16 protein-coding genes are annotated in these 25221 nt (G+C 43.5%); 8 read left to right on the top strand and 8 right to left on the bottom strand.

Features of this window, described 5'->3' with window-relative positions; translation table 11 throughout:
- Window positions 1-105: 105 nt before the first annotated feature.
- The 5 genes from prmA to P5V12_RS16435 all read right to left on the bottom strand — a co-directional run bounded on the left by prmA (window position 106) and on the right by P5V12_RS16435 (window position 4521).
- Window positions 106-1002 carry a 50S ribosomal protein L11 methyltransferase gene (gene prmA / locus P5V12_RS16455; RefSeq protein WP_316954182.1) on the bottom strand — a complete coding sequence of 299 codons (897 nt, stop codon included), beginning with the start codon at window positions 1000-1002 and terminating at the stop codon, window positions 106-108.
- A gap of 65 nt (window positions 1003-1067) precedes the next feature.
- Complete coding sequence (gene accC / locus P5V12_RS16450) at window positions 1068-2411, bottom strand: acetyl-CoA carboxylase biotin carboxylase subunit (RefSeq protein WP_316954181.1); 1344 nt, start codon at window positions 2409-2411, stop codon at window positions 1068-1070.
- 20 nt (window positions 2412-2431) lie between these two features.
- Entirely contained in the window at window positions 2432-2887 is a 456-nt protein-coding gene (accB, locus tag P5V12_RS16445; RefSeq protein WP_316954180.1) for an acetyl-CoA carboxylase biotin carboxyl carrier protein, read from the bottom strand.
- A gap of 87 nt (window positions 2888-2974) precedes the next feature.
- Window positions 2975-3424 carry a type II 3-dehydroquinate dehydratase gene (gene aroQ, locus P5V12_RS16440; RefSeq protein WP_316954179.1) on the bottom strand — a complete coding sequence of 150 codons (450 nt, stop codon included), beginning with the start codon at window positions 3422-3424 and terminating at the stop codon, window positions 2975-2977.
- Window positions 3425-3621: 197 nt separating this feature from the next.
- A complete protein-coding gene (locus P5V12_RS16435; protein ID WP_316954178.1) occupies window positions 3622-4521 on the bottom strand; it encodes an AraC family transcriptional regulator in 900 nt (299 codons plus the stop codon).
- Between the two features lie 526 nt (window positions 4522-5047).
- On the opposite strand from P5V12_RS16435, the gene P5V12_RS16430 reads away from it, so the two are divergent.
- Complete coding sequence (locus P5V12_RS16430) at window positions 5048-8158, top strand: TonB-dependent receptor (protein WP_316954177.1); 3111 nt, start codon at window positions 5048-5050, stop codon at window positions 8156-8158.
- Between the two features lie 420 nt (window positions 8159-8578).
- Here the strand turns inward: P5V12_RS16430 and P5V12_RS16425 are convergent, their stop codons facing one another.
- Entirely contained in the window at window positions 8579-10378 is a 1800-nt protein-coding gene (locus P5V12_RS16425; RefSeq protein ID WP_316954176.1) for a protein-disulfide reductase DsbD, read from the bottom strand.
- A 291-nt stretch (window positions 10379-10669) separates the two neighbouring features.
- Between P5V12_RS16425 and P5V12_RS16420 the strand changes: the two genes are divergently transcribed.
- The 6 genes from P5V12_RS16420 (at window position 10670) to P5V12_RS16395 (ending at window position 23354) form a co-directional block, all read left to right on the top strand.
- Window positions 10670-11296, top strand: a complete 627-nt coding sequence (locus tag P5V12_RS16420) for an N-acetylglucosaminyltransferase (RefSeq protein WP_316954175.1) — start codon at window positions 10670-10672, stop codon at window positions 11294-11296.
- 33 nt (window positions 11297-11329) lie between these two features.
- The gene (locus P5V12_RS16415) at window positions 11330-13312 is read left to right on the top strand and encodes an EAL domain-containing protein (protein ID WP_316954174.1); all 1983 of its coding nucleotides are present in this window, start codon (window positions 11330-11332) and stop codon (window positions 13310-13312) included.
- A 15-nt stretch (window positions 13313-13327) separates the two neighbouring features.
- Window positions 13328-13816, top strand: coding sequence for a copper chaperone PCu(A)C (locus P5V12_RS16410; RefSeq protein ID WP_316954173.1), 489 nt, complete (start codon window positions 13328-13330; stop codon window positions 13814-13816).
- A 19-nt stretch (window positions 13817-13835) separates the two neighbouring features.
- Complete coding sequence (locus tag P5V12_RS16405; RefSeq protein ID WP_316954172.1) at window positions 13836-14909, top strand: DUF2333 family protein; 1074 nt, start codon at window positions 13836-13838, stop codon at window positions 14907-14909.
- A 274-nt stretch (window positions 14910-15183) separates the two neighbouring features.
- The gene (locus tag P5V12_RS16400; protein WP_316954171.1) at window positions 15184-22704 is read left to right on the top strand and encodes an FG-GAP-like repeat-containing protein; all 7521 of its coding nucleotides are present in this window, start codon (window positions 15184-15186) and stop codon (window positions 22702-22704) included.
- 2 nt (window positions 22705-22706) lie between these two features.
- Window positions 22707-23354, top strand: a complete 648-nt coding sequence (locus tag P5V12_RS16395; protein ID WP_316954170.1) for a hypothetical protein — start codon at window positions 22707-22709, stop codon at window positions 23352-23354.
- A gap of 227 nt (window positions 23355-23581) precedes the next feature.
- Here the strand turns inward: P5V12_RS16395 and P5V12_RS21805 are convergent, their stop codons facing one another.
- Entirely contained in the window at window positions 23582-23722 is a 141-nt protein-coding gene (locus P5V12_RS21805) for a SymE family type I addiction module toxin (protein ID WP_410483298.1), read from the bottom strand.
- 69 nt (window positions 23723-23791) lie between these two features.
- A complete protein-coding gene (locus P5V12_RS16390; RefSeq protein WP_316954169.1) occupies window positions 23792-24376 on the bottom strand; it encodes a TetR/AcrR family transcriptional regulator in 585 nt (194 codons plus the stop codon).
- A 76-nt stretch (window positions 24377-24452) separates the two neighbouring features.
- Here P5V12_RS16390 and P5V12_RS16385 point away from each other — a divergent pair, with 76 nt between their 5' ends.
- Window positions 24453-24755 (top strand): DUF1330 domain-containing protein, encoded by a 303-nt coding sequence (locus tag P5V12_RS16385; protein ID WP_316954168.1) that lies wholly within the window; start codon window positions 24453-24455, stop codon window positions 24753-24755.
- Window positions 24756-25221 lie beyond the last annotated feature (466 nt).

The raw sequence follows: 25221 nt of genomic DNA, 5'->3' as shown, positions 1-25221 counted from the left end.
AAATTCTGTTATTGTTAACCAGCTATTTTAGCGGTTATCTATCGGTCTGTGACAGCGTGCTACGTCACGCTTCTTATGTCATTGTAACCAAATTATGGTGCATTCTTATTTTTTTGTTGCCAGAACGCAAATCCAGCCATCTTTCTCGCGTGTTTCGTCTATAACAAATGCTTCGTTATAGGCTTCAACAATAGCCTCTTTTTGTGTTGTCAGTATGCCTGACAAGCACAGCTTTCCGCCTGCTTTCAGGTGGCTGGCGAATGTTGGAGCGAGTTCAACGAGAGGGCCGGCGAGAATGTTGGCCAATAAGATATCTGCTAATGGACTATTGAACTTGTTGGGCAGGAAAACGGGAAAGTGTTCCTGTTCAATATTGTTCCGCTTTACATTTTCCCGTGTTGCGATGAGTGCTTGCGGATCAATGTCGACGCCTGAAACCAATGGTGCTCCGAGTAACAGGGTGGCAATACCTAGAATGCCCGAGCCACATCCGTAATCAATGATTACCTTTTGTTGGTAGTAGTCAGGGTTTTGCTCTGCTTGCTCTGCAATCCACTGTAAGCACAAAAAAGTAGTGGGATGTGTGCCTGTGCCAAATGCCAAGCCTGGGTCGAGTAATAAATTGCAGGCGTTAGGGTCTGGAGGTGCAGTCCAGCTGGGGCATATCCAAAATTGGTTGCTGCATTGAATGGGGTGATAGTGTTGCATCCATTCCCGTTCCCAGTCTTTGTCTTCCAGGATATGCCAGTGCAGATTATCAATAGGCAGTTTTAGTTCATCCGCTACTTTTTTTAATAGCGCATCGGTGTCCATGTCTGCATGAAATAGCCCTGTGACACGAGTCTCCTGCCAAAGTGGTGTTTCGCCTAATTCGGGTTCGAATATGGGCTGGTTCGCGTTGTCTTCCAGAGTAACGGCTAGCGCGTTACAGGTCTCTAGGACTTTTTCGCAATTTGGGGCGGATTCGCGTGAGCAATTAACTCGTAGTTGTAGCCATGCCATAAAAACAACACTGCGCCTTAAACAGGCGCAGTTTCCGGGGGATAGTGAACAAAGAGCCTTCTAATTTATGAAAGGCCAAGTTTTTTCTCAAGGTAATGAATGTTGACACCGCCTTCAGCAAACGCCTTGTCACGAACCAATTCTTTTTGTAGCGGCGTGTTGGTTTTAATTCCCGTTACCACTAGTTCGTCCAATGCAATTTCCATACGCTTTAATGCTGTAGTGCGATCTTCACCGTGAGTAATGATTTTGGCAATCATGGAGTCGTAGTAGGGCGGTACGCTGTAGCCACCATATAAATGTGAATCGACGCGTACACCCAAGCCACCAGGAGCATGGAATTTCTCAACCTTTCCTGGAGAGGGCAGGAATGACTTTGGATCTTCTGCGTTGATACGGCATTCGAAAGCGTGGCCGTTACATTTGATTTCTTCCTGTTTAAGGCTGAGTTTTTGACCTGCACAAACGCGGATTTGCTCTCGAATTAAATCCACGCCAGTAATCATTTCGCTCACTGGGTGTTCAACCTGAATACGGGTATTCATTTCGATAAAGAAGAATTTTCCGTCTTCATACAAGAACTCGAATGTTCCTGCGCCCTTATAGCCAATTTCGTTACAGGCGTTCACACAAGATTGGAATACTTGCTCGCGAGCTTCCGGGTCGATGTGAGGTGCTGGAGCTTCTTCCAGAACCTTTTGATGTCGACGTTGCAATGAGCAGTCTCGATCGAACAGGTGCACGGTGTTTCCCTGGCCATCAGAGATAATTTGCACCTCCACGTGACGCGGGTTTTGCAAATACTTCTCCATGTATACGGTGTCGTCACCAAAAGCGGCTTTTGCTTCCGATTTAGTCACCTGAATGGAACTCCAAAGAGCAGACTCTGTATGAACAACACGCATACCGCGGCCGCCACCGCCTGCGGCAGCTTTAATGATGACAGGGTAGCCAATTTCGTTACCCATTTTATGGCAGTATTCTCTGTCATCCGGTAACGGGCCATCTGAGCCTGGTACGGTGGGCACGCCAGCTTTTTTCATTGCATCAATTGCGGCAACTTTATCCCCCATCATACGAATGACGTTGGGGTCTGGGCCGATAAAGTGAAAGCCACTTTTTTGAACTTGCTCAGCAAAGTCAGCGTTTTCTGCCAGAAAACCATAACCCGGGTGAACAGCGACAGAATCTGTTACTTCCATCGCTGCGATAATCGCAGGGATGTTGAGGTAGCTTTCCAGCGATGAATTTGGACCGATGCAAACTGACTCGTCTGCGAGTAATACGTGTTTGAGATCGCGGTCGGCCGTGGAGTAAACGGCGACGGTTCTGATATCAAGTTCTTTACAGGCTCGGAGAACTCGAAGGGCGATCTCACCTCGGTTGGCGATGAGAACTTTTTCGAACATAGTGCGTTCCTCTTCTGGGGTTAGGCGATAACAACCAATGGTTGGTCAAACTCTACGGGTTCACCGTCTTCCAGAAGGATCGCTTCAACGATACCGGATTTGTCAGCTTCGATTTGGTTCATCATTTTCATTGCTTCCACGATGCAGATAACATCGCCAGCTTTTACCTTGGAGCCGACTTCAATAAATGCGGGCGAGCCAGGATTAGGTGAGCGGTAGAATGTTCCCACCATGGGTGACTTAACCTGATGGCCCGTTGGTTCTGCCGGGGCAGGGGCTTCTGGTGCAGCAACGGGTGCGGCAACAGGAGCGGGTGCAGGGGCTGCAGCAGGTTGAACAAGAGTTTGGACGGCTTGAGCCGAACCTTTAGATCCCCGGCTAATGCGAACAGATTCTTCGCCTTCTTTTATCTCAAGCTCTTCGACATTGGATTCTTCTAACAACTCTATCAGTTTTTTAATTTTACGAATGTCCATTAGATCCTCTCGATTACAGTATTCTTAAACGATATGACTCGATTTAATTGTGTAGCGCTGGGTTGCATGTTGCTTTTCTTTGCAAACTCAGCCGTTTTGTTTGTCTATAAAATGAATGGCTGCTTGTAAAGCCAGGGTGTAACTTTGCGCTCCGAAGCCACAGATCACGCCTTGAGCAAGGTCTGAAAAGTAGGAATGCTTCCTGAACTCTTCACGTGCGTGAACGTTAGATAAGTGACATTCGATAAATGGAATTTCAGTTGCAGCTAAGGCATCCCGAATCGCAACACTGGTGTGTGTAAACGCGGCGGGGTTGATGATAATGAAATTAACCGCTTCCAGTTTTGCATCATGAATTCGATCAATGAGTTCATACTCGGCATTGCTCTGCAAGGCCATAAGATGATGGCCAGCGTCCTTTGCTTGAATGGTTAATGCCTGATTGATGCCGCTCAGAGTATCTGAGCCGTATATTTCTGGTTCGCGGGTACCTAAAAGGTTTAGGTTCGGCCCATGTAAAACTAGGATCGTCGCCATTGCCAACCGCCTTGCTGATTTAATGATTCGCATTTATCAGTGAAATTCGGCGAACTTCCACAAACTGCATGAAAATTGCCAGATGAGGCCGATTGTGCCTCTTTTAAATGGCGCTGTCTATGTAAATTGGATGGCTTTGCGAAATTTAGCGAAGATCCGAACTCAATTGCCGAAGTTCGGATCAGCTTGGTGCTAAATTACACGGCATATGCTGCTTTTCTGCTCATTTTTCCTGAAAATGCTTTGCGGAACTGGCTTGGGGTACATTTTTTGAACTGTAGGAACCTGCGGTTGAAGTTCGACGTGTTATTGAAGCCGCTCAAATCACTGATTGTTGAAATGGGAAGGTCACTGTTAATTAGCAGTGAACAGGCTTTACCTACTCTAAGTTGGTTTACTAGTTCGGTGAAGGTTTGTTCCGTTCTTTGCTTAATAAACCTGTGAAAGTGGTTTGTGCTCATGTGAGCAACGTCTGCGAGCTGATCGGCCGTTAGGTTCTCTGTGTAATGGTCGTGGATGTATTGAATAACCTTTTCGATCTTGTCGTTAGCTATGTCGTTTTTCAGGGTGAAGCTGAAGCTACTGCTTGATAGGGTGACTGGGTTCTCTTCCTCAAGCATGCATTTAAGCACTTCCATGAGGCCGATAAATCGTTTCATGGGGTCGGCGGTATGCATGCTGTCAAAGATATTGAGGACTTCCTTGGCTTTGCCGTAGCTGAATTTTACACCGCGTTTGGATAGTGCCAATAGATGCCGGACGCCCTCAAACTCTGGCATGGTATCAGTCATTGACTCAAGCCAGCTGGCTGGAATTTGGGCAACATAGACTGGTTGGGTTTGCCCATCAAGAGAATGATGGCTACACCAAGTGTGCGGTAGGTTAGGTCCCACAAACACCAGATCAAGCTCTTCATATTGCTCTATACAGTCGCCAACATATCTGTGGCCATGGCTGTTGAGCGTTAATGTTATTTCGTATTCCGGGTGGTAATGCCAGTTAAATGGGATGGATGTGCCTTCATAACGCCAGAAGCGCCAAGAAGAATTGGTCGATGGAAGCACCTTTTCCCGGAAGGGTTTACTCGCCGCTGTCATGTTGATCACCACTCGTCTGAAGTTCGTAGGCTCAAATATACTGGAGCTTTTGGTTGTTTGGGTGTAGTCTTTATATATACACAATGGATGTATTTATTTCAACACTTAAGATTTTATTGGCGGATAAACGGTGCACTTGAGGTTTCGCTGGCTCTCGTTTCCCTTCATCAGTATGAAATAAGTGGACTAGGTTGAAACGTTACATGAAGTGATGGGATGCAAACAAAATCTATTCGAACTGTTGTTTGGATATAGCGGAAATGTACTACTCTTAGTGGGTATAGAAGAGATTGCTGTAAAAAAATGGTTTTTAAATAAGAACAAATACCATCGCAACTCGTGAAATAGGTCACGCAAACTATTGATGTTGTAGCAGTACTCATGGTACTGATTTAAAAGTGGTTACTTTAGGTAATGCTGGTGGATACGTACATATATGTGCCTGAAAAGTACTACTTAATAATAAGATATTTTTTATACACTGAACTTTCAAAAACAAAAAAGCTACTATATAGGGGGCTGTAAAATGTCTGTTCAATTCAAACGAAGGTTGCTCGGCCTGGCAGTTAGTGCCGCAGCAGCAAGTATGGCGACTTCATTTGCCTACGCTCAAGAAGAAGCCGTAAATAATGGCGTGATAGATGAAGAGGTAATCGTCTATGGCCTGAGGGGCAGTATCATGTCCTCTCAGGATTTAAAAAGAGAGGCGAGCACGGTTAAGGACGTGATTACGGCCTCAGATATTGGAGCATTACCTGATAAATCGGTGACAGAGGCATTGCAGCGGATCCCTGGTGTAACAATGGATCGCTTTTCAAGTGCGGAAGATCCAAACCATTTTTCCTCGGAGGGTTCCGGTGTAATCGTTCGTGGTTTGCAGCGTGTCAGAAGTGAAATTAACGGACGAGACGCATTTAGTGCAGGGGCATATGGCGGCGGTCTAGGATACTCTGATATTCCTGCAGAACTACTAGGTAGTGTAGAGGTTGTTAAGAATCAGACCGCGGATTTAATTGCAGGTGGTGTAGCGGGTACAGTAAACCTTGTCACGCGAAAGCCTTTTGATAGTGACGAGCAAGTTATATTTGCAAGCTTGAAAGGAACCTATGGGGATCATCGTGAAGAATGGACTCCAGTCATAACAGGTATGTTTAGCAATGTTTGGGAGGGGGATGCCGGGAAAATCGGATTCCTGTTCGGAGCGACTGATTCGGAATTTAAAGATCGTGGTGATGGTGCTGGTATTGATAATTACTACGAGCGTAGTGCCGAGGCTAACGAGACTGATTATTTTGCGCCAGGTGGGACTGAAATTCCCGGTTACGAAGGGCAAAAGCTCTATGCTCCTTCTGGTACTACAATTCGTTCATCTGATTCCATTCGAGAACGAAAAGGTATTGTAACTTCATTACAGTGGGCAGACCCGAGTGAAAAAGTCGAATTAACTCTTGAGCATATTTATTCTGATGCAAGCCTTGAGTGGGATGAGAGGGTAATTTGGGCTGGTACACGTGGTTATGAGGTTGATCCAGCAGAAGTTATAGTTGTCGATTCTCAGTTCGATAGCGATGGCTTTATGACGGGCGGAGAACTGTACACAACGTGGTTGAACGCGCAGACTCGTTGGAGAAAGACTGACACTGATATTAAAGATACTAGTCTTCATATCAAAATTAAGCCTGAGGACGCTCTGACACTTGATTTCGATGTTCAAAGAATTGAATCGAAAAACAATGTTGTTGACTACTCGTTATCGAGTCAAATGCGCCCTGTAAATAGCTGGCATGCAAATGGTACGTATGCGCCAACCAATGTTGAGTATGATCGTTCGGTATTTAATGCTGTTACTTCAACCACATTTCAATTGTCTGGGAGTGATATCTCCAGCATCGGTTATCCCGATGCCACAGTTAATCCAGCATTTCCAGAGCAAGCTTTCATTTATTCTTCCATGGATAAAGAGGAGAATATTGAAGCAAATTCAACTGCCTTTACGTTTGATTTAACGTATGAGTTTGAGGGTTCTTGGTTCTCTGAGTTTAAAACCGGCGTTTATTTGTCAGATAAAACCCAGACGGCAAAAGATTCCGACTGGAACTGGGGTGAAGTGAGTGCGCCTTGGGCCGGTTGGTGGGATCCCGATACAACGGATGCGGATAACCCATGGGGAACTTGGTGGGAGCTTCCATTTGAAGGTAGTTATCTATACCACCCTGAATATTTCGAAGCTTACACGTTCAGTGCTAACGATTTTCATGGCGGTGGATTGTTAAATGGTGATCAGTCATTCCTGTTTCCTAGAATGGATATGGTTCGCGGTTTCTCGGATACCTTAAGACAGTTCGAGCAAGATATGCCATACAGTAATACTGCTACTGATCTTTCTGGGCGTGATAACGTTGTGGATGGTAAGTATCTCCAATCGGAAATTACTGAAACAAATGAAGATCGTATGGAGTTGTATTTGCAGGGTAGTTTCTCCTTTGATGATGTGCGCTTCCCTGTTAAAGGTAATTTTGGTGCTAGATATATTTCATGGCAGGTAAGCTCTACAGGCGCAATTTTATTTCCAGTCGCGTTCGGTTGGGATGAGGCATCTAATCAAAGTATTGGGGATTATGTCGCGGCAAACTTCCCAGATGAAAATGCTTTCGCCAATAGTGCGGAGACTGAGCCAGCAACGGTTAAGGGCGATAAGTACACTAAAGTGCTGCCTAGCTTTAACTTAAGTGTTTCTTGGACTGATGACTTTATAACCCGTTTGGCAATATCTGAAAATGTCTATATGCCAATCTTTAGGAATTTCCGCAACTATCAGAAACTATCTAAGAGTGTGGAATATGATAATTCGCAGTCCGGGCCAGGTGTTGTTAATAGCATTTCATTCTCTGGTGAGGCTGGGAATCCATATATCGAGCCTGAAGAGGCCTTGAGCATGGATGTCACTGCGGAGTGGTATTTTGCTGATGCGGGTTCGTTAACTGTAAGTTTGTTCCGTAAAGAGCTAGACAATATTATTCGACAACGACTTTACAATCAAAAAGTGGTTAACCCTGAAAGTGGTGTTGAGCAAACTGTTGCGTTTCAGCAGGATATTAATACTGATGGAGGGGATATTAGCGGGATCGAAATGGCCTATAGCCAGTTCTTTGATTTCCTCCCGGGAGCACTTAGCGGTTTAGGTGTGTCGGCAAACTATACTTATATTGACCAATCTGGGATTAATGATAAGCAAGGGTTTGGTGAAGGTTCTGGTGGTGAAGGTGGCCGAAATAGCTTTAGAACCTTTACTGATCTGGGGCTACCTGGATATTCAGATGACAACTTTAACTTTGCGTTAATGTACGAGAAATATGATATCTCTGCTCGTCTAGCATACAGTTGGCGTTCTGAGTACTTGCTAACTCGTAGAGATGCGGATCACTTTGCTCCTGTGTATGCAACTGATACTGGACAACTTGATGCCTCCCTAGCTTATAACATTAATGATAATTTCAAAGTTGGTTTGGAAGCTTCAAACATTACCGATGAAGTTATTACTACTGAGCTCCAGCTTAACCAGGAAGGCCATAGAACCATCCGAAACCAGTTTAAAACTGACCGACGTTTTGGTGTATATGTCCAAGCTAAGTTTTAATTAACTTAGTTAGATGAAAATATAAAGCCCCGTTTTAACGGGGCTTTTTTTATGCCTGTAGTTTTGTGAAGGGTTGCTAAAGGAATTACCAAAAATAAATAAAATATTCCTCTCTTTAATTTCTGACTGTTTCGTATGTCTGATGAGAGAGGATTTCTGTTAATTTTTTACCTGATAAAGTCAATGTTGTTGTTGCTGCTCGGTGAAGGCTGTGGTTTTTGGGTGTGATATTTAAGAGCGGTTTTTACTTGCGAGGGCTTTAAGTATTACGTAGCCGTGGAGCATGTTTCTAGAGTTGACAGTTGCACGACTAATTTTAATTATGAAGTTGGGGGGAGTTGGTAGTTTTCTGGAAAAGAATGAATTCGACGTGTTTGGTTTTGTTTGGGCCGCCTCAAGAAAGAGGCGGCGAGAGCGTTATTATTTTTGACTCGCTCTATTCATAGCCTCTAGTAATAGGCTTTTAGTGAGTATTTGTGGCAGCACTTCAGCTTCTGCGTTCGCCTTTGCCGGGTACATTAAATAGAGTGGAACACCGTTTCGACCATGACGTTTTAATAGTGCAGTGATTTTCGGATCGGGGTTAGTCCAGTCTCCTTTTAATAATATAATACTATTGGCCTTGGCTTTTTCTTTAAAGTCGTCAGTCATGGCCAGTCGTTCATTCATTTTGCAGGTAATGCACCAGTCGGCGGTTAAATTAACAAATACGGCTGTTCCCTGATTACGCAGTGTTTCCAGTTTTTCTTCGTTATAGGTCTGCCAATGACTTTCGTCTTTCACTGTGGCAAATGGCATCGTCATTATGGCTGCTGCCAAGCTGAGTAGGATGAAAATTCGCTTGATCAGCGTGCGACTGGTTGTGCTAGTGGGGATGTTGGAAAGCCAAGCGGCAAATGCCAGTGCGACGCCACCTGCCATAAGTAATGCCGCTGAATACATTCCCGCTTGGTTACCCAAAACATACAGTAGCCATATGCTGGTCAAGTACAGAGGGAATGCCAGGCACTGTTTTAGGTTGTCCATCCATGCCCCAGGCTTAGGTAAAAATCGGGCGAGCGCAGGGCTATAGCTTAGTAGTAAAAAGGGAAGGGCCATGCCGAACCCCAATGCAGCGAACACTGTAAGCGAAATTCCAGCAGGTTGTGTTAATGCAAAACCCAACGCGGTGGCCATAAAAGGCGCGGTGCAGGGGCTGGCAACCAAAGCAGCCAACACACCTGTAAAAAATGATGCTTTATAATTGTGGCCAGCGGTCAACGAGTCGCCGGCACCCATAAAGCGAGTGCCGATATTCAATAAGCCGGAAAGGCTCAAGCCCATAATTAAAAACAGGTACACCATAACAGCAACAAAATTCGGTTGTTGCAACTGAAAGCCCCAGCCGAGTGCCTGGCCGGCATTGCGAGCAACTAAAATAAATGCCGCTGCTAGCATGAAGGAGCCTACAACGCCCAGTGTGTATGCCCAGCCATGAATATGTTGTTTGCTTTCATTTAGGTTGGAAGACGCAAAACTAAGCGCCTTTAAGGATAGCACCGGGAACACACAGGGCATTAAATTTAAGATAACGCCGCCCAGTAGTGCACCGAGCAAAACAACAATTAATAGTGGTTGTTCTTCCGTGGGGGTGGGGTTAAGGTTTTGCGTTGTTTTTTTTTCTGTTAGTGCAAAGCTGGCATTATCTTGTTCGGAAAAATCCCCGGTCGTATTGATTTTAAAATATTGATTTCTGGGTGGGTAACATAAACCCGCATCGGCGCACCCTTGAGAGCGCACAACAATTTCGTAAGGTTTTGTTAGTTGCGGTACATCGGCAGTCAATAAAAGGTTTTGATAGTGTACTTCCAGTTCTTTGCCAAAATACTCATCAAATTTCTTTTTGCCGGGTGTGGATGTGAATGAAATCTCTTCTGATGTCTCACCGTTTTGTGCAACAAGTTTAAATTGGTGTTGGTACAGGTAGTAGCCGGGGTGAATTGTCCAGTCGACAAGAATACCACTGGGTGTTTCTGTGACCTTGGCTTGGTAGGCTTGGTCAACACGTAAAAATTCCGGTTCCTCGGAAACGTGAAATAGATCGAGTGTTGCGTCGTCGGTAGGTGGCAACGGTTTGGTTGCTAGGGCATTGTTTGAAAGTGCCAATACCGTGCATACGATTAAAAATACAGAAAAAAAACGTTTCATCACCGTTTGGGGGCTGAGGGCGGGTAATTTCATGTGACCGACGTACCTAATCCAAGTTGTTATCATTGTGTTCTTCTAGTGGGTCAGACACCCACACCTAGGGAGGAGTTTCACAGTTTTTCCAAAACTGTGCCAGTAAAAAGCCGGGTAATCTACTTATTTGCTCGTGAGTATAGAATAATGCTTGGTCTCAAGGTCTACGAAAAGGTGAGATTAGTGCTTGTCCGTCATTTGTCCATTTTTCTGGTGTTTTTTCTTTGTGTCCTCACTCAGTCGTGCGGGGGCATAAGCACTCAAAAGAATGAACCCAGAGTTGCTCCGGTAATGTTGGCGCCACCGCCACCAAAAGAATCTGTCGAAGTGAAGATGCTCAAGCGCGCAGAACTGGCTTTTCGTAACGGTAATCTTACGTCGCCGGAGCATGATAATGCCTATGACCTGTTCCAGTCGGTGTTGATGTTGAACCCAAACAGCCAGCAGGCTCGATCCGGTGTTCAAGCGATATTGATTCGCTATGCGGAGTTAATTCGCCAGGCGACAGAGGCAAACCAGTTTTCAAAAAGTAAACGCTTACTATCTCAGGCTGAACTCTATTACCCCGCTAACGAGTTATTGATGCGACTCAAGCGTGAAAACAATCACAGGCAGAATGCGTATGTTGCGCAGCAAAAGAAAATCCCCGATGCTCACCCCGGTGACTTAACCGTAAGTGAGTTTGCTTTACCGGCATATGCATTGAGTAAGCGCACTCCCGCAATGCAAGAGTACCTGGCGGATGTGGCTTCCAGACTAAGAGAGTCACAAGAGTCGGTTATGATCTTTGCTCGAACGGATGCTGAAGGTCGGTGGATATATAGTCAAATGAAAGAGGCTGTTCCTGGGTATCGGGTTCGTGGTGATATCAAGCTTGATCGAAAGCCACGTTTGAAGCTTCTGCCTCCTCTACAATAAAGAGTGTATTAATACATTCAACAAGGTTGCTCGATGGCTCTTATTCGCCGTTTAATTCTTGCTATCAGTATTATTTTCTCAGTGTTGTTGGCTGCGAACATGATAGTAAGTACCTACAACGCCAAAGACTATTTTGCTGAGCAAATGCAGGCGCTTTCAGAGGATACGGCCACATCGTTAGGGTTCAGTATGTCTAAAGCCGCTGAAGCCGGGGATACTGCCCAGATGGAGGCGATGGTTAATGCGATTTTTGATCGTGGTTATTATCTCAGCATCCGCTATACGCGTATGGATGGAGCGGCGGTCGTTTCCCGTGAACGTGGTATCGAGATCGAAGGTGTTCCGAGCTGGTTTGTCTCTCTGATTGAATTACCTGCCTATTCCGGTACAACCGATATTATGTCTGGCTGGATGAGGTTGGGAGTGCTGCAGGTGGTTTCTCATCCGGGTTATGCCTACCGGGATCTGTGGCGCATGTTTATTGAGCAGTTATGGCTCTTCATATTTGTCGCAGTTGCTTGCTACGGTGGTGTGGGTGTCGGTTTACAGTATCTCCTACGTCCATTGCATAAAGTGGAGCTGCAGGCGGATGCAATCTGTAAGAAGGATTTTTCTCTGCAGCAGGATATTCCCAAGGTGCCGGAATTAAAGCGGGTTGTTGAGGCAATGAATAAGCTTTCGCAAAAAGTCAGCGAAATGTTTCAGCAGCAAGTGGAAATCGCTCAAAACCTACGTGAAGAAACGGCAACGGATTACCTGAGTGGTTTGCCAAGTCGTAAAGAGTTTGACGATCGGCTAAATGCCTGGATTCAGGAAGATAACGGTGGAGGTCCGGGTTTATTGCTGCTTACCGAACTCAGCGGCATGGCAGATTTTAACGCTGCGTATGGCATGGAGGCGGGCGACAAGCTGGTTCGCGATATCGCCAATGTAATTCGAAAGTTCGCCGAATCCTGGTCGGGAGCCCTTACAGGTCGTCGAGGTGGCGTGAGTTTTTGTGTGTTTATTCCAGGAGTGCTGCAGGACGAGGCCGAAACCCTCTTGGAGAATTTCAAAGCGCAACTGAATGAGTTAGATGACCTGATGTCTGAAGCCGCATCCGAGCCGCTGGGTAAAGAAGGCGAAACCCGTTTAAGCATATGGCTTGGTGCCGCATTTGCGGAAAACGTCAGCTCCGTACCGGATATGCTGAGTGCGGCAGATACTGCGATTCGCAGTGTGAAATCCTCGTCAGACAAAGAATATGAACTCTACGTGTTGGGTGACAGGAAGGCTCTTACTCGTCCTGCAGGAGAATGGCTCGAGCATTTGCGAAGAGTTATTTCCCAAGCGTCGTTGAGTTTTCAATATCTGCCACTGTATGACCAGTTGGGGCGAAGGATAAATCAGTACGAAGCCCTGGCTCGTGTACAGGAAGGCGGGGATATGCTTAATGCGGCGTTATTTTGGCCTTTGGTGGAGCGCTACCACCTGACAGAAGCGATGGATAAGCTTGCGTTAACGCGGGCAGTGGCATTGCTTGATCAATATCCCGATGTAAGAATTACCATCAATATTTCACCGCAATCTGTAGTTCGGCAGGGGTTTAATCGCTGGATGTGTGAACAGTTACCCAGTGGGAAAAATATTGCCCAGCGTATTATTTTGGAATTGCCAGAGCGCGCCTTGCGTTGGCCAAAAGAAACCCTATACGGTTTTGCGTGCGGTGCCGAAGCGGCGGGCTATGCCATTGCTCTGGATCACTTTGGCAATATGCCGGCGGCATTGGGTTGCCTGCTGAGTTTACCGCTTGAATACGTTAAAGTAGACCGACGGTTTGTGGCTAATATTCAGCACGATAAAGAGATTCAGCACTATATTAAAAACTTAATAAGAATTGCGCAGAGCAGCGATGTTAAAATCTACGCAGACGGAGTTGAAACAGAATCTCAATGGCAAACCATGTTGGCGCTCGGTGTCAATGGTGGTCAGGGGTTCTGGTTTGGTCTGCCGAGCGATGAATTATTAAACACATAATCACTTGGGGGAAAAGTGGCAAAAGAGCTTGTTGTCTATCGCCATAAAAGCAGTTTTTTACTACGATTGGTCGTTTACGCTTTAATCGCTGCGGCAATTGTTGCCTGTGATGCGAAAAATGTTGAAAAAGAGCCGGAGCAACAATTGGTTGTCACCAATGCTTTTATGTATGCTCTGCCGCCGGGGAAAACGGTGGGTGCAGTATATTTAACGCTGGAAAATAAAACAGGTAGAACTCATATACTGAATTACGTGCATTCTCCCATTGCCAGCAAAGTGGAAGTTCATAGAAATATATATGAAAACGGGATGATGCAAATGCGCCATGTGCCGCATCTCACCCTTGACCCCAAAGCCAAGCTGGTTTTTGAACCGGGTGGATACCATTTGATGGTTTTTGATATAGAAAAGCCGTTAAAAGAAAATGATCAATTTGAATTAAATTTGGAATTTGAAGGTGGTCATTACCTAATGACACAAGTCGACGTTCGTTCACATAAATAAAATTAAACAGGGTGTTGTAATGCTAAAAAAAGTATCTGGCTCAGTGGATGGGATAAAAAAATTTGCCGAGACCCGGTGGTTGGATTTTCGTGGTGACATAAATGAATCCAATCGATGGGTAAAAATCGGTTTAACTGCTCTGGTTGTGTATTTTGTTATTGCTGTTGCAGTGGGTTTTTACTGGAACTTCGAACCGGATCAATTTGCAGTGCGAGAATATGCGCTAACACAAGTGAGTCAGGACGAAACACAGTTGGTAACCGGTGTTATTACGACCTCTTCTCTTGTGGGGGTGGTCGACACTATGCTGCATAAGCGTGGTGGTTATCTGTCTAATGATATAGCCCCGCCGGGAGTCTGGATGGATAACGTACCCAACTGGGAATATGGTGTGTTAATTCAGGTGCGTGATCTAACTAAAGCCATGCGGGAAGCATTCAGCCGCTCTCAATCGCAATCCACCGAAGATAAAGATCTTGCGTTAGCCGAATCGCGTTTTAATTTTGATAATAAAAGTTGGTTGCTCCCCCAAACCGAAGGCGAATACCGGGAAGGTATGGTCTTTATTCAAAAATATATTCAACGCTTAGCTGACAAAGAAGAACATAATGCCCAATTTTATGCGCGGGCAGACAATTTAAACTATTGGCTGCGTACTGTTGAAACGCGTTTAGGGAGTTTGTCCCAGCGCTTAAGTGCCAGTGTTGGGCAGCGTCGACTAAATACAGATTTAGCTGGAGATACCGCTGCACAACAAGCCACACGAGCACCAAAAGAAATGGACATCAAAACACCCTGGTCAAAAATCGACGATGTGTTTTATGAGGCAAGAGGCAGTGCCTGGGCATTAATTCATTTTCTCAAAGCAATAGAAAAAGATTTTGCAGACGTACTTGAAAAGAAAAATGCACGAGTGAGCTTGCAGCAAATAATTCGTGAATTAGAAGCGACGCAGCAACCTGTGTACAGCCCTATGATATTAAATGGCAGCGGCTTCGGTATGCTGGCTAACCATTCCCTTGTTATGGCTTCTTATATTTCACGAGCCAATGCGGCGATTATTGATTTAAGGGAGTTGTTGCAGCAGGGGTAAAACTTTAGTTTAATATAAGTTTAATCTAATAAATTTCAGTGCACTTGTTGACTTAAGTAAAATGTTAGGGATAGTATCTTGCCTGCAGTTTAAGCAAACGATATAAAGCCTGATTTTTTTTGTGGAATAAAGAGGAGAAAGTTTCTCTTCTATAGTGGGAAGGAGCCTGCATTTCAGGCATGTCTGGTATCTGTTCAGATAAAACCTCACTCATTCATAGCGCTTGGCCTTATTTACGATTGCTGTCTAATAAATATATAGATGGAGTTTGGCCATGTCTTACCGTTCCGTGTTGTTTTTGTTGCTGTCACTCATTGCTTTGTTAAGCACAAATGTTGTTGCCGTTGAGTTTGACCAAAATAAATTTGATGTATACCACGGTGATATTGATGGAGACGGTGACCAAGATATTTATCTTAAAGGGAAGCAACAGGTTATTTTACTTCATGGCGATATTATTACACCGGTAGTTTTACCTTCTCCTAAAAGTTTTGTTATTTATAAGGATTCTTCTACAGCCTACTCTTCTCCTGTGTTAGTAGAGTTAACGGAAGCTCAATTGGTTAGTTTGATATTGTTTGCTCCCGATATGGATTACGTTTTTGAGGATGTTGATGCTGATGGGTTGACTGACTTTAGATTGCTTTCATCTGGCTCGAATCCATCTTTGGTTGTGATTGCTAGTTCTGATTCAGATCTCCCTTCACAAGTTAATGTTATTGCCCCTCGTGGACTTGTGAATACGCCCATACTTCCTATGCTGGCTGATGCTTCGAGTATTGTTAGTCAAGCAGAAGTTGATGCAACGGATCAGACGAGTGTTGCTGCGGGAGTGTTTAAAGTGAACGAATCCGGTGCGGCTACTTATTCCTTCCCTATTATGTCTGCAGTAGGTACTGCCGGTGTAACTCCGCAAGTTTCTTTGAATTATATCAGTTCTGGACCAAATGGAACCGCTGGCTTGGGGTGGCATTTGGCCAGTGGTGGGGCGATTACTCGCTGTGGACAAACTCTTTCTCTGGATAGAAACCCTGGGTCAATAAGTTGGGGTTCGGATGACCGATTCTGTATTAATGGGCAGCGATTGTTGGTGGTAAGCGGTAGTTATGGATCTATAGGAAGTACATATAAAACAGAAGTCGATGGTGGACTATTTGTTACCGCAGTTGGTGGGGCTATAGGAAATCCCGATTATTTTAAAGTTGAAGGAAAAGATGGATCTCATGCGTATTATGGTGGGGAAGGGATACATAATTCGGAGCAAACTGCATACGATGAAGCTGGTAATGTATTGGGAGACAAAGTTCTAACTTGGGCTGAGTCGCACTTTGAGGATAGTGTCGGGAATCCTATTTCATATACTTATATTAATGACCAAACTTTGTTTGCTTTGGATCGGATTAACTTCGCGTACGGTCAATCACCTAATCCGGGTGCTCATATTAAAATTAATTACCAAGAGAGGGAAGACTACCTTCACGGTTATGTGTCTGGGTATAGGTTTAATACTAGAAAACGAATAGTTTCTATAGATTCATTCAGTAACGGTAACTTACTCAGGAAATATAAACTAAATTATGATCAACGAGGTGCGAATATATCCACCGATAAACTTAGCCGTTTATCGGGAATCGAAGAGTGTGTTTCTACAACTAACTGCCTTCCTGAAACCAAATTTGAATGGAAAACACCGAATATAGGTATTCCTTCTAACTACACTAAGTCAATTAGTCTATCCAATTCCAACTATCAAGTTGGTGCTACAACATATCTAGATATAAATGGCGATGGGCGAAGAGACTTGGCTTGGGTTGGTACTACTTACGCGAATAATCAATATACCCAAAGAATTTATTACGCTTTTACTCAAGATGGCTCTAGTCAGTTTACAGAAATGTCTATAGGTAATGCCAGCTTCACTTCTTCCTCTTTTGTTCCTGCGGAGTTAGTGCCTATTGATTATAACGGCGATGGTCGTCAAGATCTGTTAGTTAAAAATACGGAGGATCCGAACAATCAATACTGGAAGTTATATTTGTCAGAACCTCGCAGCGGAGGTGAATGGCGGTTGGTTTATAGGCGTGATCTAAGTCTTCCTTCTGAAGTTCAGTTCGCAGATTTTAATTCTGATGGTCTTTCCGATGCTATTACAGGAGTGCAGGATAACAACCAAATATCGGTTTATTACCTTCAAAGAGATTCCTTGCAACCTGTGACGAGCGATGAATATTACAAGTTCTCTACGACGCCGGAGATTTTTTCTATAACTGGAAAATCGATAGTTGGCAACGGGGCAAGTTTACCAACACTGGTTGATCTTAATGGTGACGGGAAATCAGATATCGTTGTAAAAATTACTGGAAATATTATTGTATGCTCCGCGCCAAATTGTCCTGATCCACGATCTTCTTCGATAGAAAGACCGTCAAGTTTTTTAGCGTTATTTACTCAAAATGACGGGGTCTTTGAATACGTTGAGAGTATTTATGGCTTGCCTTCAAATTATGATGTCACTCAGGGGATGTCAAGTCCAGGCTCGTATTTCTCCTCTATACCTAAAGTAAAATTTGCAGACTTTAATACGGATGGGCTACCTGATCTGGCTTACTTCGCAAATGTGCAAAAGTATAATGCAAATACAAAATTGTTCGAACAGCATGGTAATGGCTGGCGTTTCTTGATAAATACGGGGAATGGATTTTCGAATCCAACTGAGTATTTTTCCTGGGGGGATGATAGGAAAATAGCTGTTGAATTTGCTGATTATAATCAGGATAAACATCCAGATATACTCGCTTTTAATACGGATAGAAGTCGTGTTATGTATTTTCCCTGGAACCCGGCTTTGGATGTCTTTGACCCGACAGGTATTGATATATTCGTAGCAAATTATCTGGAGGAGAATCAGTATAGTTTTAATGATATTAACGCGGATGGTGCTGTTGATTTTATTCGTACAGATTTTGCTGATAAAAGTACATATATCCACAATGGTTTGCATGATCTTAAAAATAGTGGAGCATACATTTATTCGATTGAGGATGGCATAGGAAACAAAACAAATATTAGTTATGCCTCTCTCATTCACTCTGGTCACTACACGTCAAATGAAGGCTTGGCGGGTGTAAGTGAGACGCAGTATGAGTCTTGTTATAATACTTTAGTCAATAGGGAACGATTCGAAGTTAAACAAATATGTGAAACTCAAACAATGTACTCACTTAATAAGGATGACTTCTACCGGAGTGTGAATGATCCTTTCGCTGATCTCGCCACTGAAGATAATCGATTGATTTCTTCTTATTATGCGCCGGTCATAGAATATGCTGGAGCTATTCCAGTGGTTACCTCTGTTTCTTCTCGAGCTCCGAGTAGTTCTGATAACAACGCTACAAATAGAGTGGACTATCACTATCATCAACTTCGCGTGCAACCCGGAGGTGTGGGGTTCTTGGGGTATCAGGCATTAACCACTTTGGATGTTCAGCGCGGTGTTACTACAACTACAACCTACAGGCAGGATTGGCCGTATGTCGGTCGACCAAAATCAACTATTGTAAGTTCAAATGCAGGGGTTACTCTAAGAAAATCAAAAAATGCCTATAGTGTATATAACTACGATGCGTTGAAAAACGTTGATGTTTCAACACAGGGGTTCAAAGCTCTTGGCTCATTACAGATCTTTGACAATTTATCAGAGGAAACTCAATACGAACTCGTAGATAACGGCCAAACGCAGGGGGGGGCACTGTCTACTACCCAAGTTGCTAAAGATATTGATAGTTATGGTAATGTAATTTCATTAGTTGAAAAAATACGCGCGGGCAGCAATGATACAAATGAAATTGATACGGATTTTTTTGTTGAGACTTCAACTGTCAGTGAGTTCGGTTCGACTGTTGAAGAAAAGAGGCTTGGTCGTTTGTCATCAGCAACGGTTACAGTAACTCGTCCAAGTACTTCGCCAGCAACGTCTACAAAGTCTAGTGAATTTACGTACTATGACGTGACTGGAACTTGCTCTAGTGGTGATTTCGCGCATGGCGGAGTGTTAACTGGAATGCTCTGTGAAGAAAAACTTGTTATTGATAACACAAATATTATCACTACTCGTCACTTTTATGATCAGTTTGGTAATGAAACCTTTACCTCAACTTTAGATCATGGTGCCCAAAAAACACGTTTATCAGCTTATTCAGAATTTGATGTTTCAGGGCGTTATATTGAATCTACATATGATGTTTTTAGTAATGCTCTAACTGGAGAAACTCCATCTCCAGATGCTAACTACAATGATCTGGCGAATAATACCTTTTCTACTGTTAGGAAGGTGCGCTATGTTCAATCGCGAGATATTTATGGCGCCCCTATCTCTGTTAATAACAATAATGGTAATTCGATCACCGTAAGTGTGTCCGCGACGACGCCGTTTGGTACACCGTATTTCAGTGCAGATTCGTCTGGAGGCTATATGGTAACGACGGCATCGAAATCCAACTTGATTCAGTGTCCAGTCGGCGCTGTTATAAAGCAAAATGTGAAGAAGGCCGGCGGTGGTGAAGCTTTTAAGTGTAGTGATATCTTGGGGCGCACCATAAGAACTGCCGCGAAAGGCTTTGATGGGAGCTGGGTTTTTACTGACTCAGAGTATGACAGCCTTAACCATTTGCTTAGAAAAAGTGAACCATATAGGTCTGGTGATGCTATTTATTGGACTTCAATAAATGCTTCAGATTACGATATCTTTGATCGAGCAAACAAAGTTACCCTGCCTTTTTACGAAACTGATAACTTGGGGATGCCATCTATGACATTGGCAACTACTCGTATATCACATAGCGGCTTTTCGACCACAGAAATAAATACTCAGGGACATCAAAAAATAACAACAAAAAATGTTTTGGGTGAAGTCGTATCTGTACAAGACAATATGTTAAGCATTTCTACTTACGTATACGACGTAAACGGTAATTTAAAAAATGTAACGGATCCAAATTCAAATGTTATCTCAATGAATTATGATGTCTTAGGGAATAAGACGTATATGAATGATCCAGACAAAGGTGAGTGGTACTACAAATATAACAATCTAGGTGAGCTAACCTGCCAAATGGATTCGCTGGGAAATATTGTCGAATCAAAATATGATTTCAAAGGTAGGCTGGTTGAACGTATTGATTATGCCGCGTCTGCGGGTAGCTCCTGTGATGCTCCTATAGGAACGATTGTTGCCCATGCATTTTGGGTGTATGACGTAATCAGTGAAAATGGGACTACTCAGGTTAGTCTGGGCAACCTACAACAAGAGTTCGATAGTGTTTCTGGTTATTCTGCTAGGTATGGCTACGATATCTTGGGGCGAATGAACCAAAAAGCAACAACGATCCCTGGCAGTCCTGCTGAAACTCAGACTCATTACCAAAAAACGACATATGACCAGTATGGGCGTACGTTTCAGATATTTGATTCTGCAAGAAATGGGGCGGTTTTTGATAGCGCCGGGGTGCAGCATTTCTACAATAATTATGGCTTCTTATCTAAAGTGAGCGATGCAGAGTTTATAAGTGGAGCAAGTGTTCAGGACTACTATGAAATTCTCAGCATGGATACGCGTGGAAATATTACTGAATATGATCTTGGCGGAGGAGTTACATCAACATCGGCATTTTATAACGCACGTTCAGGTCTAATAGAGCGTTTACAAGCGCATACTGGTTTGGCGATTTTACAAGATATGGAAATGCGTTGGGATCATGGTGGTAATCTTGCTCACCGACATGATACTGGCGTTAAAAAATCTGGGGCAGATCGTAATTTGAAGGAAGCGTTTACTTACGACAGCCTAAATCGATTAACCAATTATAACGTTACAGGGGATGTGACTCATTCCTCCAGCGTCGACTATGATGAGATTGGTAATATTACCTATAAATCGGACGTAGGGAGTTATAGTTACCTAGGTTATGGTCCTCATGCCGTTTCAAGCGCTGGGAACGTAAGTTATGCCTATGATGCTGCCGGAAATATGACGAATGACGGCCGGGGTAGGACGCTTGCGTACACCACATTTAATAAAATTCAGCAGCTAGAAAAAGCCGGCCGTAAAACCAATTTTTATTATAGTACTGGTCGAAACCGCTATAAGAGAGTGGATACAGATACGGATAATAAACAGACAACCAGGCTGTATATCGGTTCGGTTGAAAAAGTCTATTACCCGGATGGATCTGTGCATTGGAAACGCAATATTGGAGGTATTGCACAGGTTACCCATAAATTTAATGCGTCTGATATTGAAACAGAGCGAGAGCTTTTGTTTATGCACAAGGATCACCTCGGTTCGATAAACTTAATGACTAATGCCGTCGGGGATATCGTTCAAGAAATGGCATTTGACCCATGGGGAGAAAGAAGAAACACCGATACATGGCAGGATTTAGTTAGTGCGGAAATTAATAGTAATTTCTTTGTGTCACAAAAACCTTTCACCATAAGAGGGTTTACTGGTCATGAAATGGTGGATGAAATGGAAATCATTCACATGAATGGTCGTATATATGATGCCAAGCTAGGTCGTTTTCTTCAGGCCGATCCCCATATTCAAGAACCGACGAATATTGCAAGCCTAAACCGCTACAGCTATGTATTGAATAACCCATTGAATGCAACAGACCCTAGTGGGTTCTTCTTTAAGCAGTTGTCCGGCTTTAAAGCATTTGTATTGGCTGGCGGGCGGCATGGGCCGACTCATGCTAGGCATATTATGTTAGGTTATCTTGGTTCTGAGATATCTACAGAGTTGCATCGGCCTGTATTTAATTGGTTGGCGAAAAACCCAGATATTGCGATGGTGGTGCAGATCGTAGTAACAGTTGTAGTAGGGTATTTTTGTCCCCCATGTGTCATCGGTGTTGCAGCTTTCTTTGCTAAAAATATGACATATGCTCAAACGGGCGATAAAACCATGGCATATAGAGCCGGTGCTCGCGCGGGGGCAGTGGCTGCAGCAACCTATGCAATTGGTGTTGCCGACCACTCTGGAGGTTTGGGTACTGGTGCTACAAGAGTTGCAAATAAAGTCATTCTGCATGGTATGGTTGGTGGAATAAATGCTGAGTTAAGTGGTGGGGACTTTGGAAGTGGTTTTGCGGCAGCGGGGTTTACTGCTGCGGTAAACTCTCAAATGGGAAGCGAGTGGTCATGGGGCGATGCGGCGAAATCGGCAATAGCGGGAGGAACCAGCTCAGCCCTCACTGGCGGTAAGTTTGCCAATGGCGCAGCAACAGGTGTCTTTGTGTATGTGCTGAATAGTGCGAGTCAGAGCCAGCATCGGAAGAGCGCAGATGCGAAAAAGGGGGTGCCTGTAACCGATGAAGAGCGAGCTTATGCAGCAGATGGAAACCGTAAGGCTTTTTGGACATCAAGAGCAAAGAGAGGTGATCCAATGGGGCAAACCGCTTTGGATATCGTTAATGATGATGGCCTGATTACCGGTAAGGCAGCAAATTTCTTTGCAAAGTTGGGGGGGCAGATAAACGGAGTGGATGTTGATTTGGAAGCTTTAGGTGTTGATCTGATGCGAGCTCATGTTCGGGCTGTTGATCTAGATAAGCATTCAATTCCTCATTACTTAAATGCTGAGCAAGTACAGAGGTACCACCTTTCTGTTTTTGAGGATCATAGTATTCCAACAAGATTTTATGGAGGGAATATACCGTTTAATTACTCAGCGGATAATCCGATTTATTTTGTTCATCGTGCTATTTATTGTCCTGACTGCGATAAAGCTTTTTAACTATGAAACGTTTAATTTTTTTGTTGGGTGCTTTATTTTTAATTTCTTGTTCTAAGAGCAATGGCGAGAATGAAATGTACTTTAATGGTAAGAGAGTTTGTCTAGATGAGAGATCGGTTCAATTGTTATCATCCGGTGTGGGTACGTCAGGCTTTGATAAAAGCGCTGGTATGTTGAAAGTTACATATCGCTCTGGCGACACGCTGTTTGATGATTTGGTAAGTAAATTAGGCGTGCCAATGGGTAATATGGATTATTTATCATACTCACTTATGGTTTTGAATGAGTCCGAGATTAGTAAATACAATAAGCATGAACTGATCCAAGAAGCATTTGAGCGTACTGGTAGTTTTAACGCAGCTGTGATTGAGGATGTCAATTCAGGGTTTATTAAAGTGCAGCGTCGAATGGAGACCTATGCTTGGCAAATTTTTCGAAAACCCACTAGCCCTGAAGATGGTGCCTATGATTTGTGGGTTGGTGACTGTATGAAGTTAAGTAATAGTTTGAAGTGCTCATTCTTTTATGTTTATGAGAATTATTTGATAGAGGTTGATTTGGCCGAGAATTTTTTATTAAAAAAAACTTATGTGAAAAAGGAAATTGAGTCAGATATAAAAAATAACCTCTTCTGTGAGTTTAATCATTGAAGCCAAAAAGTTATTTAATTTCTATGGTTTTTGGTTTCAAATAGTCGAGGCAGGAAAGGCCTATTAAATAAATAATTCAAAACTACCAGTTGCGTTGGTTGATACAAAATCTATTCAGGAGATTAAGAAGTGAAAGTTGATTAGGTATGTTAGTTTTATTAAAGGTTTGGGTAGGGGCTAATTAAATAGGTCAAGGTGCGAGCTAACCTTAAGGTTTTTAGTCGCTTTCATTCCTTCTTCTTAAGCAAAGTAATAATGAGTTTATTAGTTTTTCGTTCGATGAGGTGCTGACTGTCGATGGCAAAGCCAATCTCCTGTAACCACCGGCCTTGTAAATAAATCACCGGCACTTCGTGTTTTTTATTCATCCGCGCGAGCGGCGGGTAGGAGAATTTGATCCGGCGTTCCTGAATGTGAGTATTTTGCTTCCAGGTAAATTACTCAATCAAGGTTTGTCTTAACAGTTTTTTCATGCCATCGACATATTGGGTGTTTGACCAACCACACTCATAAATAAACTGTTCCCAATTGGTAATCGAGAGCATTGCCCAAAGCAACTCAGTGGCTTCATCTTTGGACCACTGTGAAGCGAGAGCGCCTTCCTCTTCAAGCATGTCTATTATTTTTTCGCACACTTCTCGTAGACAGCTCATATTCGTATCCCACGCAGCGGCCATAGCCTCGTCTGTATCGCGGGTTCTTAGTAAGGCTTTAGCTAAGCCGTAGATTTCAGGGATGTAGTTTCCCCAGACGTCGACAAAAATATCGATAAGTTCAATGCCGGTACTGGCTTCCTCTAAACGTTCGAGACGAGCGTTGAGCCCCTTCACGTCATCAACGTATTTCATTGTCTCGATCATTAACTCGGTGCGAGAGGAGTAGTGCAAATACACGGCTTGGCGGGAGATCCCCACTGATTTGGCAATGGCATTCATGCTGATATCTTGACCCCGATGGGCTTCCATTAGCTCCCATGCGGCCTGAAGAATCCGCTTTTTTGTTTCATTGGTTTCGCTTGACATGGTGTAAAGTCTAATCTAGGCTTTACAAATCGTCAATTGACACCCTGTAAAGCTGAAGAAAGAGAGGAGAAACGCTATGTCTGCATATTTAATTGCGAGTTACGATATTGAGGATGCTCAAGCACACGATGACTACGCCAGTGCGGCAGATTTTTTGTTAACCAAACACGGAGGAAAGCTTCTGGTTGCCGATGATCGTGGGTATGTGCTGGAAGGAAAAGGCAGCATGATCAACGTGATTGTCCAGTTTGAATCTGAAATAGCCGCGATGGATTTCTATAACGACCCTGAATACAACCTGGTAAAACAGATTCGTCTGAATGCGACCCAAAATGGGTCTCTGGTGTTAGTAAAAGATCTGAATGGTTTATCAGTTTAGGGCTGTTTCAGCCCTAATAAATAACATGGTTCGGCATTGGTTAATTCAACGATAGGTGAATAGCCGTGTCCTTGTTCACCGTTCGTGCGAACAAATAGCGGGAAGTGCTGAATATAGTAAATACAACCCCAATTCATTGCTGTTTTTTATTGAGGGGATGTATGATTTTATCAGTCTGGTTTGTGCGAAATTAACCTTATGCATTTTCTCTATGTTTCTCTGAAGTTCATTTTTCTTTGCTAATCATCTTTTTAGTTCTCGTTTTCCTTCTTCTTTTCTAGGTCTATTTTTAGTTTGTCGTCACAATTTCTTGACTTTCTCGGTGTCGGCACTTTTTTCCTTGTTTGTGTATTTATTGTTTTATGCGTTTTGTTTTTAAACGGGGCGTGTGTAATCGTTGCTTTTTATTAATGTCGATTAAATGAAGTGAATTTCTTTTTTTGGCGAAAAACAACTATTTTTTTAT

It is taken from the genome of Teredinibacter sp. KSP-S5-2 (assembly GCF_032773895.1).
GTDB lineage: Bacteria > Pseudomonadota > Gammaproteobacteria > Pseudomonadales > Cellvibrionaceae.
Note: the sequence above shows the minus strand (reverse complement) of the source record. Positions and strands in the feature narration are given on the sequence as shown.